A 14,340-nucleotide genomic window follows, 5' to 3' on the forward strand; every position below is an offset into this window, starting at 1 on the left:
GGCTATCTGCTCATAGGAGAGTGATTGGCAAGACTGGAGCATGGGAAATAACGTATAGGCTTATGTAGGTATCAGACCCTTTTACTGGAACGCGCTGTTCTCCCCCCATAAGAATTCAACATAGGAGGTGGAGCCAAAGAAAATGCGGAGGGCTCCCTTCAGGGATACCCCTTTTGTTTGGACGACCTTGGCGCAGCGCACCCGTGTCCGGGCCCAGGGCTACCTTTGCAGCAGAATAAATGCCCCCGCACTTTTGCGTTGCGGTGTCTTCCAATAATAAGCACTTTATAACAGGATTTCTTCTTCCTTTCGTGTTGCTTAAGCCCCACTACTCCTAAGTTTAGCAGTCCCTAAGATTGTATTTTATAAATGTTTCCATGCAAGATTGATTCATATTTCTAGCAGCGTGTAAAGGTGCGAACCTAGTTAAGAATAGGAAATATGGACCTTATGTAATGTGGTCATGGAAAAGAAAAAGCGCCGAGTTCCGAGGCAGGCGCTAGCCGGTCCTGACCTGTGTGGAAGGACCATTTTTGTATACAAAAATACATCTTGCTCTTACCTTCACTGTAAGGTTTAAGGGCCATCGTTTCAGCTCTGTTTCCATAGTTTTATGTCCTTAAAAAGTTAGGTGGAGTAAAGGAAAACAGCGGCGCGGGGTGACCTTCACATCTTGCCAGGCTTTGGGCCTTTGGTCAGTATTAGTCCCCGCGCCTGCTGTCCTGTTGCCGGTGGCCAGATAGAATTTTAGACAGACAGGTCTTGTAAGAGTTTTAGCCGTTGGGCAACCATGTTTCACCTTAATACTTTTGCTATGAAACACTACAAGTACTTTGTCGGCATCGACGTCTCCAAGACTTCGCTTGATGTTTTCATCCATTCCCTGAACCTGCACCGCCAGTTGTCCAACAACCGCTCTGGCTATGACACCCTGATCCGATGGCTGAGCAGGTCTCTTGAAACAGATGACCTGAGCAGGGTGCTGGTCTGCTTTGAGCACACCGGCTTCTACTCCTTGGCCCTGTCGGTGTACCTGGAGGAAAAGGACATTACTTTCGCGATGGTGGCGGCCCTGGAACTGAAGCGTTCGATGGGTATCTGCCGGGGCAAGAATGACCGGGTGGACGCTCAAAGGATTGCTAATTACACTTACCTGCACCGCCAAACGCTCCAACCCACCAGGCTGCCCGCCAAGGCTGTCCTGCAGCTGCAGCCCCTGCTGGCGCTTCGGGACCGGCTGGTGCGGGACCGGGTGGGCTATTATGTGACGCAAAAGGAGCAGCGGCGCTTTCTGTTGCCCTGCCAGCTGGACGGCCTTCAGGATGCTTACGCCAACGTGATCAGCTGCATGGATGCCCAGATAAAACGGGTGGAGCAGGCCATACGGCAGGTGGTGGAAGATGACCAGGAACTGAAACAGATGCTGGAGCTGATCAGCGGCATCAAGGGCGTGGGTTTCCTGGTGGGCGTGTATTTGATCACCTACACCCACAACTTCACCCGCTTTGCCACCTGGCGCAAGTTTGCCTGCTATGCCGGTATCGCCCCGTTTGAGTGGCAGTCGGGCACTAGCGTACGGGGGAAGACCAAGGTCAGCCCGCTGGCAAACAAGCAGGTCAAAAAGATGCTCCACATGGCCGCCCTGGGAGCCTCGCGTGGCGATCCTGAACTCAGTGCCTACTACCAGAAAAGACTGGCTGAGGGCAAGAACAAGATGTGCGTGCTCAACATGGTCCGCAACAAGCTGGTGGCCCGCGTGTTTGCCGTGGCTGCCCGCAAAACAGCTTACGTAGAGCTGATGCGCTACGCGGCCTGAGCCGGTAAGCTGAGAACGGTTCTTTGGCAAGTGCTGCCAACAGGTTCTGGCAGCGCCCGGGATGGCTTTGCCCAACTTATAGCCAAAGGTAAAGACAACCATCAGCTGCAGATTCTTTAGAAAATTGTTGCTTATGACATAGAATACTCGTGCCCCAACCGGCACGCTTTTACACCTTCAGATTCCTTTAATAGTTCCTGTTTCTTCCAGACCGATGATACGGCAAATTAGCAGACAGACTATGTCTGTGTAGAGAAGCTGAATGAAAATTCTAGCGGAGCAAGCAGGGCACATTGGAGGCAAAGTGCAATTTAACTGCTTTTGTACTTTTCTTTTATGATAGCTAATCAATAAAGTGTGAGCATCTCTCCTGCTCAAATAATTTAGTCCATTTCAATTTGCGCTCCACAACTTCCTGCAATTGCCTTACAAATAGACCGTGCAGCTCTACCGGGACTGTTTCCGGATTATACTTTCACTTGCAGCGGGGTTCCAAGTATACTGGACTTGTTTCCATTTTTGAGAAGTTGTATCTCGTTTAGCACGAAGGCTGCTTCCACTATTTTATTTACCCTTTGGTAAATGTCTGCCATCTCTACTTTGTCCATTGCCTGGTACTCCCAGGGGTTGGTTAAGGCGGTGTGGCACCAGAAGGATATCTTTGACTTGACAGCATCCAGGTCCTGCGATTCGAAAAGCACATTGATCACGAGATAAGGATTCCTTTCTTCTGCCTGGCTCAGGTTATTGGTGTAAAAATCCGTTTCATCATAATCAGAAAACGCCAGTTCATTTTCCACTGCAGCAGACCAGTGTATATCAAGTGCGTGTGGGCCGTACCTGCCAGCGCTATCCGCTTCCGTATAGGTTACTCCTGATTTATGCAGCAGCCAAAGGGCCTCCATCAGCCTTTCCACATCCTGGAAAGTATACAGCAGGTCAACCACTTTTTTATACTTCCACTTATGTTGATCCTTTATCCCGGCTATCAGGTACCGGAGCAGCTGCTTTCTGATGGCGGGCAATTTGTGCGATAGAAAAAAGAGCGTAACTACCTGTATTCTCAACTTCTTCATCTGACAGCTGTACAGGAGCGTTCTTCCACGGGTACTTTTTTGTTGCTTTCATACAGTGTGTATCAACTCTTCAATTTCTAATTTAGTTTGAGCTTCAGAAAGGAGCGCTTTTGTTTCCAGCGCTTCAATCTTTTTAAAGCATAAGTCCTTTGTCAACTCCATAAAGTATTTCACTTTCCGGTACAGTAGCCTTGCATCTGCTTCGTCAACCTGAAATTCATCTTTGTAGCGTCCTTCTAAATAGCTCTTGGCAAGGATGGAAAAGAGCCGGGTATCTTCCGTTGTATTGCCTGCAAAAACACGGGCCGGTTCAGGAGAAAAACAACAACACAGATCCAGCAGCCTGCCCAGATGGTGTATGTCCGACCGGTAGGCTATGTGCACGCGTATCAAAGCCCTGCACGACTGCTCCACCACTTGGTGCATTAAGAACACTGCACAATTAAAGTAACCGCTTTCCAAAGCGTTTTCTGCTGCGCAAAAGAATCCCTGCGCCAGGTCGAAGCGGTTAAGAAAATGGTTTCTTGCCTTTTCAGTTGTTTTGCGGGGGCAAACTTCCGGCAGTGTGGGCATTGCAGTAAGCCCATTGGCAGCGTACAACAGCGTGCCTTCCCTGAAAACCCTGCAAAAGAACCGGCTTTGCCTGCTTAGCGCTTTCTCAATTGTTTCATATCTATGTGCCAGTACTGTGACTTTGCCCTTCGTGTAATGGTTGGTAGCATAGCTCTGTACATCATGCTCAATACGCTTCCCGGCGGCGGTTACCACCAGCAGGAAAAAGTGGTTGCAACTTTCATCAGTTGCTTCGGCAAAACAGCTGTGGCTTATTTTTTTAGATGAGACACACCCAAAACAGATGATCTTTTCAGGCTGGAACTGCTGCACCAGTTTGGCAACAATGCCCTGAAGCTCATCCTGATCTTCAGCGGGTAATTGTTTCAACATATTCTCCATTGTATGCGCTCAGTTTTTAGCCTGCTCCTGCTCCAGTCTTTTTATCTCCTCAAATATCCCCTCGGCATCAAGCTCTGCTGATCGAAGTAAATTGTAGAGTTTCACAAAATCATGCAGCGTTGAATCGTCATCATCTGGCGAATCCCTGCCTTTATATTTCAGGTACCCCATGTAAACCCGCAGCAGGTTATCGCTCAGCCGCTCGGGCGGCACTTCCTGCAGGAAGGATATAATGTCTTTTTGCAGAGTGGGGCTTGGTGGTATTAGACTTGGTAAAGCTGTTGTTGTGTCTGCTTCAGCTTCCTGCTCTTTTCCATCTGTGATCATGTTTGCTTTTCCCAGATACCTGAAGTTAATGATCCAGGCTACTTCCAGCAGTTTTACCAGTTGCTCATAGTGCACAAGCAGGTCGTAGTTTTCGGTTTCTTCAAGCATACTTGTTCGGCGCAGCGCGTATTCCGTCCAGTCGCTGAGCAGGTTCTTCCACCGGGCAAGCGGCATCGTTTCAAAGAAAGCCTTTAAAACCAGGCAGGGGTTGCCCAGTTCCCGGTTCCTGAGCAGGCGAATGTTGCCGCCGTAAATTTTCTGATTCGTACGATGTTCCTGTCGCTTTTGCCTTTCTTCTTCCCACCACTCCTTTGAATATGGCGTAAAAACCGGCAGTTCCACTTCCCCATCGCTAGCTTCTTTCTTAAGCAATATCAACCAGCAGCTTTCCATCAGTTTTTCCAGCATCTTCTGCAGGGACACAGCATCGCCTGGCTGTCTCATCATGGGCCAGCCCAGTTTGGTAGTGGCGGCTTTTAGGTATTGCCACAAATCAATTCGCCAGTAATCAATGGTGCTCATGCTGAACAGCTCTAAAATAACGGTTACCGGCTCCTGCCGCTCTTCTTCAGTCAGGTGAACAATCTCGTCCGGGATGTGTGTTTTCACAGCGTACATAGCAATAGTTGGTTGATTTACCTGAATTTGGCGCTTTGCCTTGGTGTACCGAACCCAAAGCATGGGTATTTTACTCATCTTTGTGTTTTTCTTACTCACGTGAAAACGCTATATTTGATAAATGGAAACGACTATGAAACCAGCACATATTGGCAGAAAGATCAGCCGCATCCGCGAACTGCGCGGCATCAAGCAGGAAACGCTTGCACAGGAAATGGGGGTCAGTCAGCAGACTGTATCAAGAATAGAGACAAGCGAAACGATAGAAGAAGATATTTTGGCTAAAGTGGCTCAAATATTAGGTGTAACTCCTGAAGCCATTAAAAATTATAGCGATGAGGCTGTAATCACTATTATTTCAAGTACACTTCATGATAATGCAGGTTCAGTAAATAATAACTGTACCATCACATTTAACCCAATCGACAAGTTATTGGAGGTCATTGAAGAGAATAAGAAGCTTTATGAGCGTTTACTGCAGAGTGAGAGGGAAAAGGTGGAGTTGTTGAAGAAAATGATTAAGGAATAATAGCATTGTTTCAATGTATAAAGCCCGTGTCCCCAAAGGTCGGGCTTGGGAGTGTAATTTAAACTGTGTCATTTCCCTATTTTAGTTTACTGGCCCTGTTGGTGTACTGGTGTGAATCCTTACAGCAACAGGGCCAAACTTTTGAAGTGCGTCTCACTTCAAGTCCAGCTGCATCCGCTCCCCGAACCAGATGGATAGTTGCTGGGCCGTCTGGCTCCAGTTACTTAGCGGCATGACCCATTTTTTGCTGATGTTCTGATGAGACAGGTACATCAGCTTTAGCAGGGCCATATCCGTTGGGAAAGCTCCTTTGGTCTTGGTCACCTTCCTGACCTGGCGGTGAAAACCCTCAATAGTATTGGTGGTATAGATCAGCTTACGGATCGGCTCGGTGTACTTGAAGTACGTGCTCAGCTTATCCCAGTTCCGTTGCCAGCTTTCCAGTACCTTGGGGTACTTTTTGCCCCACTTCTCTTCCAGCTCCAGCAGCCTGAGCTCGGCCAGTTCTTTTGTCTCTGCCCGGTGCACGGGCTTGAGGTCCCGCATGAATTCCTTCTGGTCCTTAGAGCCCACATACTTGATGCTATTGCGGATCTGGTGAACAATACAGCTTTGTACTTCAGCCTGCGGGAAAACACTGCTGATGGCTTCGGCAAAGCCCTTGAGGTTATCAATGCAGGCAATGAGCATATCTTCCACGCCCCGCTGCTGCAGATCGGTAAGTACCGAGAGCCAGAAGGTAGCCCCTTCGCTTTCGGAGACATACACGCCCAGCAGCTCTTTGTGGCCGTGGCGGTCAATACCCAGTATGTTGTAGACAGCTTTAGAAATGGTGCGCCCTTCCTGCCGCACCTTGTAGTGCATGGCATCAAGCCAGACAATACAGTAGAGCCTGTCCAAGGGCCGGGCCTGCCATTCCTTGACCTGGGGCACGATCTTTTCAGTAAGGGCAGCCAGTGTGTCATGGGAGATGTCCATGTCGTACATCTCTTTCAGATGAGCGGAGATGTCCCTGAGGCTCATGCCCAGACCGTACATGCTCAGGATGCGGGGTTCCAGGTTCTCTGCCAGCACCGTTTCACGCTTGCGGATGATCTGCGGCTCAAAGCTAGCCGAGCGGTCACGGGATGATTCTACTTCAATTACTCCGTCTGATGTACGCACTTGTTTGCTGACCTTTCCGTTGCGCCGGTTACCTTGCTTGCGTTGCTCATCTGTCAGGTGCAAGTCCATCTCCGCCGACAAAGCGGCTTCTAAAAAGTGTTTTAACAAAGGCCCTAAGGCACCGTCTTTGCCAAAGGTGGGTTTGCCGCTCCGAAACTCTTCCAGAAACTGGCGCTTGATCTTGTCCAGATCCAGCTCGTTTTTTTCTTCCATGTCAACTGTGTTAAAGGTAATACTTCTAATCCTTTGACACAGTTTATTTTACAGCCTCTCGGGCTTCAGTGTTTATATACCCAAGAATATTTCAGGCATTCACATCATTAGGATGTATGGACCTTCTCCCCCGCCAGTAATAATAGCATTATAGCGACTCACTTTGTCCCTGTAGTTGGCTAGGATTCGTCCGTCCTCCAGAATGAGTTTTCATTTAGCTGGTTTCAGCGCATAGTATAGAACTTTTATAAGTTCTTGGTTGCACGCTCTTAACCAGCTCTTCTTCATCTTGGTCGCTAACTTGGTCGTTTCCGACTAAGCTATCATGTAAAAGCTAAGAGTTGCTAAATTAAACTGACTCTTGTATAAAAAAAGAGGAGCTGCTGTAGAGGGCCTTTAACACTTTACAGCACTTCCTCAACTGTTGTATATAGATTATCTTCCGGCAGCTCTAGCTGCCTTCTCAATCCATTTACCTATATTTTCACGACCATTATCGTTAATCCAATGATAAACAGGGTATATCTCTGAAAGATTTTTCTTTTTACCATTTTCTTCAATATACCAGTTATCAAATGGATTCGTACCTTTTGTGCCTCTAACCTGGTTTTGGTTCAACATACCATCTATGTAAATTCCGAAAAGGCCTCTACCATCAGTGTGGCTTTTCTTAATCTCATAACCTACCCATTCACTTTGTGCGGTTTCTTCACCAATTAGTACACAAGTAACCCCACAACCTTTCATTTGGTCATCAATCCAGTTCTGTATAGCAGTCTTACCTTTTTGTTTGATTTTTTCCCACTCAGCCTTATCTAGAAAAGGCTGAGCCTCTCCTTCTGGCCTGCATACCCAGCTATTCCTAATTTGATTTACTCGCCAATTGTCATTCTTATAATGAAAGCTAAAAAAAACTTTTCTTGCCATGTCTTACTTTTTATTAATTATTGATAGAATTTGTAAAATAATTTTTATGATTTGTTCTGGTTCAGAGTTTCCCAATTGTTCTACTAGTTTCCGCACTTCTGGCAGATTGGGATAAAAGGTATCAAAATCCTGCATAACTTCTTCCCATAAAGCTTTCGACATATATCCAGTAGCACCAATAGGCAACAAAACAACTCCTTGCTTTTGAGCTATTTCAAACTCTTTTCTCACTCCTCCGGCATCTATGATGGACCCATTTTCCATTTTATTACCAAATACAAAAAGTGCTACTCCGGCAAAACTTATCATCCTCTCTCTATATTGTTGCCAGAGTTTACCCAGCTCATATTTACCAGTTTTTACCTGAGGGAAAGGCCTAATTAGTAGCTGCTCCTCCGTATGTATCAGAGGCTTTTCGTAAATCATTTCTAGAGCACCATTGATTACTGCGCTTCCTACACCCCAACCAAATCCGTTTACCACTTTATAGTTTTTTCCAACTAATGATTTGCTTAAGCTGTGTATGAACGTTAATGCCTTGTCTTTACCCCATTCACCATACTCCTCAGCGCTACCAGCGATAAAAACTGTTTGTTGCTTGTATCGTCTTTCTATGGCTATTAATATTTCTGTTATCTCATCGTAACTGTCCACTTCAACTGCATTGATGCCATATCGTTTTAGATCTTCGAGCATAAAGTACTGCTTACGCTGATTGTACAAGAAGTCTTCCTTTGATTCACTTCCCTTATCTCCTCGAGCAACTTTTTTTATAAAAGCATAATGATGCCCTGTTTCATCATCAAGCCCAACTTTAAGTCTGCTAAGGACATAACTTATGTTTGGATCAGAGAAACTAAATCCAATAAATAGGAAAGTTTTTGTTACTAAGTCAGCACTTAGTGCAGTAATGAAAGGTGCATGAGTTTTGTAATATCTTTCGTAATGATCTTTTGTTAAGACAGCATTAGTAGCATGGTCTACATCTCCGTGCATTTTATAAACTACAGCATCACGTCTATTCCTGTGAGTAGTAAGTTGAGATGGTGTATGCTTAGTGTCAACAATTTTTTGATAGTCCCTTAACGTCTGTTCGATTAGGTTATCATAATTTGTTGTCCAGTAAGTTGAGATTGGTAAGCGGGCTAAAATCCTGTGGTTCTCAGTAGGTTCAGCTCTTTCTGCAAATTCTTCAACTATCCTTTTATTTAAGAAGCTGCTGTTTCGCTTCTCATTCACATGATACTGAGCAAGTGAAATTAAATCGTATTCTAACTCGATGTTCAGTTTCAATTCAGTTGCAATATCATTTAAAAGCTCCTTCCAGTTAATGAAACCAGCGCCAACCGAGAGACCTGCTCCTGCAAATATCGCAGCAGAGCCATTGTTTAACTTTTTAAGGTAATCCTTAACAAACAATTCGTGTTCAGATTTCATGATATAGTTAGTTTGCTAGCCAAGAAGATAATTTTTGAAGTTGGCCATTTGGGAACCTAACTACATAATTGTCTCTTATGGTGTCAGGTAAATACGGATTGGCTTTTTCTATATAAGGATATATATTCAAGTATTCTGCATCTTTCCATGATGAAGAATCGCTAACAAAAGGAAAGAGTGCAATGTGATTTTGATACTTTGCAGCATCACCTAAACCGAGTTCCCAGTTAACCCAGTTTGAGGTGATCGCATTGGGTGATGCTACCAGTACAAATTTTTTGTTTGAGTTTATTTTTTCCTTAAGTTTCAATGCTGTGCTCGCATTTGTAACTTTTGGCATACTTTCATCTAGCCAATCAACATATACTTCTACACCTTGCGAAGAAAGAAGCGATATAGCTCCTTCAAATATATCTTTATTACTGGATGCATCACTATGACTATGGGATAAGAATACTGTTACAGCACCTTGCTGCCTTGCTTCAAACAACCGATCCTTTCTGCCCATATAGCGATTGCGCGTTATAAAAGGAATATTGTTCTTAAAGTTGATTATATTGGTGGTATTTAATATTGCCATGAATTGTCTTTTAATAATTTTATTATAAAGCTTTTAGCACCTCACCTAGTAAACATCAATATGCATATTTCATCAGGTGAGGTGCTGTAAAAATTATCTTTCCTTGCGCACTCCTTTAAAAGGCTTGTCATCAGATTTCTGGTCCATGAAGCGCCCGGTATTGGCGTTACGCTTCACCCAACGATCATTCTGTGAGTTATAAGTTTGGGAGCGCCCTCTTACGGCTCCGTTTCTATGGCCGTCCCCGGCCGGTTTGTTAGTTGCCATCTATTGTATGGTTAAAATCTCAAATATGCGGTGTATACACGTAGCCCGACTGGGCGCATGCTTAAACCCCTAGGCACAGAATGCTCGGGCGACTGCTACGGCGGCATGCGCTGAAATGAGTGCCATGTTCTTCAAGAAAGAGTACAAGTCATTTATTAGGAAAAAGTGCTGCCACTAAACTCCTGTTGAACTGTCTCTCATTGCCGACACTTTGGACAACAAGTGTCCTGTTGATGGTTATGTTCTCCTCTCTTTCTATTTAATCCATGCACATTCGTTATAAATCCATTACCTGTCTTTTGAGGTGCAGGCAAACAACCTTTGGTGCTTTTAGGCGCACCGTGTCCTGATAGGTGAATGTAGCCGGAGAGGGTAGGCTGGCTAGGCCGAGTGAAGAATTCAGGTGGATTTGCAGGTTGTAACAATTTCATTACTTTTGCAGTACCATTACCGAAGCGTCAACTTCACTTCAGAATCTTGGCGGATTCTGACCCGTAAAAACCAGCAATCGTATGTTTGCAGCATAGATTAGCTGGTTTTATTTTTTAGTATGAACAAGAAGCGTACCATCTACGTCCATTATTGCTATATATTAATTTACAATTGACAATTACCGGCAATTTGACATACAGCTCGCCGAAATAACTGCCAAAAATAGAGCCTTGTCATACTCTCACTCTTGAAGGTTCTAAACTAATCAGCGCGACACGTACATCCCCTCATTGGCAAAGCCCAGCGAAGCCATGAACTGACGGAAGTCCCCCCCGTTCAGGTGCAGCATCTCCTTGATGTCTGTAGCAGACATTTCCAAGTCTTCCAGGTGGCAGCGAACCATCTCCCTCAGCAGTTGTGATGCTTCCGTAAAGCCATGCCTTGCCAAGTCAACCGGCTCCTTCTTCCGGTAAGGCGCCAGCTGGATCATCAACCCCCTGTGCCGCTCCTCGTTGAGCAGGCCAAGGTGCTTTGCACGCATGACAATGGCCGCCATGGAGCAGCCCCAACGGGCTTTCAGCCCCATCAGGCTCTCCAACCGAAGGCCGATCAGCTGGTCGTGTATGTCGTGTGCAGGCATCAAAAACTCACTCGCAAACTGGTTCGCCTCTATTTCGCGCTCCTCACCCGGGAGACAGTCTGTGTGCATGACCAAGTGCCCCAGCTCATGAGCCAGACTAAAGCGCATCCTGTCAAGGCTGTACTCACGGTTGATGTAAATAACGGGCAGGCCCCGGCTCGTAAAGAAGCTGTAGCCATCCACGTTCTCATTAGCCATCCACGTCTTGGCCACCACGATCTTGTGGTTCTCGAGTAGCGCGGTCAGGTTTCTGATTGGGCCGTTCGGCACGCGCCACTTGGCTCTCAGCTTGCGCGCCAGGTCCTGCGGCGCAGTATCCGTAACCGAGTCATCCAGAAAGTCCGGAACGGCGATGCCGTCCTCCGGCTCAATGGCGTCCTGCAATTTGCTGATCCACCCTCCCAATAGCCGGAAGTGCGACTCCAGCTGTGTCCGCGGCACCGCCTTGAGCGCCGCCTTCTTGCGGTAGTGCCCCTGTACTGGGGGCAGATAGGAGTCGATGTCTTCCTGGTAAAAGAAGCTGACAGGGTAGTCCAGTGCCTCTGAGAGCAGGGCAATGTCCTCCTCGTTCGGTTCGCGCAGATTGTGCTCCCATTGAGAGACCGCTGCCTGTGTCCTATTGATAAGTGCCGCGAGCTCCTTCTGCGTGATGCCGCGCGATGACCTGGCTAATTCCAGCATTTGGTAATTGAACCGAGTCTGCATATGCTATTATCCTTTCTGTTGTTGCTTTGAGTCATTGCCGGTGTTCCCTTTTTTCTTAGGTCGGAACTTTATAACCAAGCTGTCTGCCTCATCTGTAATTGGGTAAATATCTTGCTCCAGCTCCAACGCCAGATTGTGGGTAGAGGCCTGACGCAGGACGTCGAACTCTTCCATCAGCTGCCCCCTCACGAAGAAAAGCGCGTGAAACCCCACCAAATGTGAGTTGGCCCGGTCAGAGAAGTGCTGCAGAATGACGCTCGGCAGCATTTCAAGGTCCGCGTACAACTCTCCCTGCACAATCGCTTTCTGGCGCTTCGAGTTAGCCTTGAAGGCGGCGTTTGCCCTTCCTTTGTAGAAGTGGAACTGGCACACGCCTTTCTTTATCAAAGTAAAGGTCATGAGTGTCTTCTTTACCTCCCAGTCCTCATCGATCCTGAATCTTTCCTCGAGCATACCCCAAATGCGGGGAAAAAGACAGGAGGAGTAAATGGCACGGAAGTGCGGGATATAGAGGTCTGTACCCTCTACCTCCAGGGTGATGGCGATGGCCCTTTCCACAGCATTGACAATAGCTTGCAGTTCATCTGGCGTAACCAAGTCACGGAAGTCAGATAGCGTTATGGTAGGGCGTAGAGTTGTCTCCATGGGCATTCTATATATTTCGATTCAAATATATCACTAAAAATATAACAGGCAAAATCACGAATAAAATTTTTGACATTTTTTTTCATACAAGGCTTCGACCATGTCATAAAGGTTTTTTAATCAAGTATTATCTATTTGTAAATTGATGTTGCTAGTGTTCTTATAGCTCATGTATCTCACTCTTCTGTCCTGACTCCTGTTTTGAAACTAATTGAGTTAATGTCAAGTTTTATAACAAAAAAACTTGACATAATAGAGTGCCTATTTTATCTTTGAAGGTAGTTTTACGCTACAGGGGAGCAAAATATGAGCATCATGCAGCAAGTCCGGGAACGAGTAGAGCAGGCCCAGCCCGGTCAGCTGTTGACTTATGCTGATTTTCAGGTAAATGATAGCCAGCTGGAGGCCCTGGCAGCGGCGCTCAGCCGCCTGGCCAAGCAAGGGGTGATAAACCGACTGGCAAAAGGCCGCTACTATAAGCCAAAGGAAACTGTTTTTGGGAAAGTAAAACCATCCGAAAAAGAGATTATCAAGAGCCTGAGCACCTCCAAAGGCAAAGTCAAAGGGTACGAGAGCGGTTTGGGACTTTACAACCAGCTGGGTCTGACCACGCAGGTTCCCCAGGAGGTGACGCTGATGACACGCAAGCAGCGCCGGGTAGCGAATGTAGGGAGAACCAAAATCCGCTATGTGCAGAGCCCTACCAACTTTAAGGAGTCTGACATTGACAAGCTTCAAGTCCTGGACGCTCTGCGCGGTTACAAGAAGATCCCGGACCGCAACAGCGAAAAGACGATCCTTATTCTGCTTAAGTATATCAAAGAGTTAGCCGAACGCGACATGGATCGGCTCATGGCGCTGGCGCTGGACTATAACCCCGCTACCCGTGCCCTGCTGGGAGCCCTGCTGGAACGTCTGGGCTTTACAGAGGAGGCAGACAGGCTAAGGCAATCATTGAACCCGCTGACAAAATACAAACTGGGCATTAGCGAGAGCATACTGCCTAACAGAAAGTACTGGAATATTATATGAACCTGCACCAAAACCCGGAGGTGTTTCGGGATGCCATTACGGCCACGGCAGAGGCCCTGCAGATCAGGGATGTGTATGTGGAGAAAGACTACTGGGTGACGCTGGTGCTCTACCGCCTGGCCCACTCCCCCTACGTGGAGCAAGCCATTTTCAAGGGCGGCACCTCCTTGTCCAAAGCTTACAACCTGATTGAGCGTTTTTCCGAGGACATCGACCTGGCCATCAACGCCGACGAGGGCATGACTAACAACCAGGTCATGCAGCTGATCCGCAAAATCTCAAAAGAGATCACAAAGGACATGGTGGAGGTAGATGACCCGTACCGGACCAGTAAAGGCTCCCGCTTCCGCAAAACGCTGCACGACTACGAAGCTGCTCTTCCAGGAGATTATGGCCAGGCAACCGACAAGATTCTGGTGGAGATAAACTCCTTTGCCAGCCCCAACCCGCACCAGCTGATGCCAATCAAGACCTACATCAGCCAGTTTATGGCTCAACGTGGTTTGTTGGAGCTGATCCGCCAGTACGGGCTAGAGCCTTTTGAGGTGAATGTGGTGAGCCTGGAGCGCACCTTCACAGAGAAAGTACTAGCCCTGGTGCGGGCTTCTTATGCCGAAAACCCAGTAGATGAATTAGGTAGCAAGATCCGCCACGTATATGACCTGCACGCCATGCTAAAAACACCTGCAGTGGCCACCTTTCTGCACAGCGAGGACTTCTTTCAAATGATCAAGGACGTACAGGCCGATGATGCCCGAAACAGCGAGTTTCAGGGCGACTGGGCCACGCAACCGCTGGATGCCTGCCTTCTGTTCGCCGACGTGAAAGGAGCTTGGAATTCTTTAGAGACTGCATACCAGCAGGAATTTCGTTCCCTAGTATACGGCACGCTTCCGGACCCGGAGGTAGTAATTGCTGACTTGGAAACAGTCGCTGCACGCCTCAAGACTTTTGGAAACAGAGAAAGTTAATAAAGCC

General features: G+C 47.0%; 14 protein-coding genes. 4 read left to right on the forward strand and 10 right to left on the reverse strand.

What is annotated here, in order from left to right:
• Positions 1-814: 814 nt before the first annotated feature.
• On the forward strand, positions 815-1,816 hold the full coding sequence (locus tag H7F15_RS05475) for a transposase (protein WP_221627004.1): 1,002 nt from the start codon (positions 815-817) through the stop codon (positions 1,814-1,816).
• Positions 1,817-2,283: 467 nt separating this feature from the next.
• On the opposite strand, the gene H7F15_RS05480 is transcribed toward H7F15_RS05475, so the two are convergent.
• Genes H7F15_RS05480 through H7F15_RS05490 form a run of 3 tightly spaced genes read right to left on the reverse strand, consistent with a single transcriptional unit; the run spans position 2,284 to position 4,869 of the window.
• Positions 2,284-2,892: a hypothetical protein gene (locus H7F15_RS05480; RefSeq protein WP_185195961.1), complete on the reverse strand. Its 609-nt coding sequence runs from the start codon at positions 2,890-2,892 to the stop codon at positions 2,284-2,286.
• Between the two features lie 48 nt (positions 2,893-2,940).
• Positions 2,941-3,837 (reverse strand): HEPN domain-containing protein, encoded by an 897-nt coding sequence (locus tag H7F15_RS05485; protein ID WP_185195962.1) that lies wholly within the window; start codon positions 3,835-3,837, stop codon positions 2,941-2,943.
• 18 nt (positions 3,838-3,855) lie between these two features.
• Positions 3,856-4,869, reverse strand: a complete 1,014-nt coding sequence (locus H7F15_RS05490) for a hypothetical protein (RefSeq protein WP_185195963.1) — start codon at positions 4,867-4,869, stop codon at positions 3,856-3,858.
• Between the two features lie 55 nt (positions 4,870-4,924).
• Between H7F15_RS05490 and H7F15_RS05495 the strand changes: the two genes are divergently transcribed.
• Positions 4,925-5,320, forward strand: a complete 396-nt coding sequence (locus H7F15_RS05495; protein ID WP_255481105.1) for a helix-turn-helix domain-containing protein — start codon at positions 4,925-4,927, stop codon at positions 5,318-5,320.
• A gap of 153 nt (positions 5,321-5,473) precedes the next feature.
• On the opposite strand, the gene H7F15_RS05500 is transcribed toward H7F15_RS05495, so the two are convergent.
• The 7 genes from H7F15_RS05500 to H7F15_RS05530 form a co-directional block, all read right to left on the reverse strand.
• On the reverse strand, positions 5,474-6,697 hold the full coding sequence (locus tag H7F15_RS05500) for an IS256 family transposase (RefSeq protein WP_185195965.1): 1,224 nt from the start codon (positions 6,695-6,697) through the stop codon (positions 5,474-5,476).
• Positions 6,698-7,132: 435 nt separating this feature from the next.
• On the reverse strand, positions 7,133-7,624 hold the full coding sequence (locus tag H7F15_RS05505) for a TIR domain-containing protein (protein WP_185195966.1): 492 nt from the start codon (positions 7,622-7,624) through the stop codon (positions 7,133-7,135).
• A gap of 3 nt (positions 7,625-7,627) precedes the next feature.
• On the reverse strand, positions 7,628-9,061 hold the full coding sequence (locus tag H7F15_RS05510; RefSeq protein ID WP_185195967.1) for an SIR2 family protein: 1,434 nt from the start codon (positions 9,059-9,061) through the stop codon (positions 7,628-7,630).
• Positions 9,062-9,068: 7 nt separating this feature from the next.
• A complete protein-coding gene (locus H7F15_RS05515; RefSeq protein ID WP_185195968.1) occupies positions 9,069-9,641 on the reverse strand; it encodes a toll/interleukin-1 receptor domain-containing protein in 573 nt (190 codons plus the stop codon).
• A 93-nt stretch (positions 9,642-9,734) separates the two neighbouring features.
• Positions 9,735-9,908 (reverse strand): hypothetical protein, encoded by a 174-nt coding sequence (locus H7F15_RS05520; protein WP_185195969.1) that lies wholly within the window; start codon positions 9,906-9,908, stop codon positions 9,735-9,737.
• 697 nt (positions 9,909-10,605) lie between these two features.
• Complete coding sequence (locus tag H7F15_RS05525; protein ID WP_185195970.1) at positions 10,606-11,661, reverse strand: XRE family transcriptional regulator; 1,056 nt, start codon at positions 11,659-11,661, stop codon at positions 10,606-10,608.
• A 30-nt stretch (positions 11,662-11,691) separates the two neighbouring features.
• Positions 11,692-12,330, reverse strand: a complete 639-nt coding sequence (locus tag H7F15_RS05530) for a hypothetical protein (RefSeq protein WP_185195971.1) — start codon at positions 12,328-12,330, stop codon at positions 11,692-11,694.
• 306 nt (positions 12,331-12,636) lie between these two features.
• Between H7F15_RS05530 and H7F15_RS05535 the strand changes: the two genes are divergently transcribed.
• Positions 12,637-13,362 carry a DUF6088 family protein gene (locus H7F15_RS05535; RefSeq protein WP_185195972.1) on the forward strand — a complete coding sequence of 242 codons (726 nt, stop codon included), beginning with the start codon at positions 12,637-12,639 and terminating at the stop codon, positions 13,360-13,362.
• Positions 13,359-14,333 (forward strand): nucleotidyl transferase AbiEii/AbiGii toxin family protein, encoded by a 975-nt coding sequence (locus H7F15_RS05540; RefSeq protein WP_185195973.1) that lies wholly within the window; start codon positions 13,359-13,361, stop codon positions 14,331-14,333. Before H7F15_RS05535 ends, H7F15_RS05540 begins: the two co-directional genes overlap by 4 nt.
• Positions 14,334-14,340: the final 7 nt, after the last annotated feature.

Origin of the sequence: Pontibacter sp. Tf4 (genome assembly GCF_014212495.1) — a bacterium.
Classification (GTDB): domain Bacteria; phylum Bacteroidota; class Bacteroidia; order Cytophagales; family Hymenobacteraceae; genus Pontibacter.

Coding starts and splice junctions, on each gene's coding strand:
- H7F15_RS05520 (WP_185195969.1), bottom strand. CDS start 9,908: ATGGCAACTAACAAACCGGCCGGGGACGGCCATAGAAACGGAGCCGTA.
- H7F15_RS05515 (WP_185195968.1), bottom strand. CDS start 9,641: ATGGCAATATTAAATACCACCAATATAATCAACTTTAAGAACAATATT.
- H7F15_RS05525 (WP_185195970.1), bottom strand. CDS start 11,661: ATGCTGGAATTAGCCAGGTCATCGCGCGGCATCACGCAGAAGGAGCTC.
- H7F15_RS05495 (WP_255481105.1), top strand. CDS start 4,925: ATGAAACCAGCACATATTGGCAGAAAGATCAGCCGCATCCGCGAACTG.
- H7F15_RS05480 (WP_185195961.1), bottom strand. CDS start 2,892: ATGAAGAAGTTGAGAATACAGGTAGTTACGCTCTTTTTTCTATCGCAC.
- H7F15_RS05490 (WP_185195963.1), bottom strand. CDS start 4,869: ATGAGTAAAATACCCATGCTTTGGGTTCGGTACACCAAGGCAAAGCGC.
- H7F15_RS05510 (WP_185195967.1), bottom strand. CDS start 9,061: ATGAAATCTGAACACGAATTGTTTGTTAAGGATTACCTTAAAAAGTTA.
- H7F15_RS05530 (WP_185195971.1), bottom strand. CDS start 12,330: ATGGAGACAACTCTACGCCCTACCATAACGCTATCTGACTTCCGTGAC.
- H7F15_RS05535 (WP_185195972.1), top strand. CDS start 12,637: ATGAGCATCATGCAGCAAGTCCGGGAACGAGTAGAGCAGGCCCAGCCC.
- H7F15_RS05540 (WP_185195973.1), top strand. CDS start 13,359: ATGAACCTGCACCAAAACCCGGAGGTGTTTCGGGATGCCATTACGGCC.
- H7F15_RS05505 (WP_185195966.1), bottom strand. CDS start 7,624: ATGGCAAGAAAAGTTTTTTTTAGCTTTCATTATAAGAATGACAATTGG.
- H7F15_RS05485 (WP_185195962.1), bottom strand. CDS start 3,837: ATGTTGAAACAATTACCCGCTGAAGATCAGGATGAGCTTCAGGGCATT.
- H7F15_RS05500 (WP_185195965.1), bottom strand. CDS start 6,697: ATGGAAGAAAAAAACGAGCTGGATCTGGACAAGATCAAGCGCCAGTTT.
- H7F15_RS05475 (WP_221627004.1), top strand. CDS start 815: ATGAAACACTACAAGTACTTTGTCGGCATCGACGTCTCCAAGACTTCG.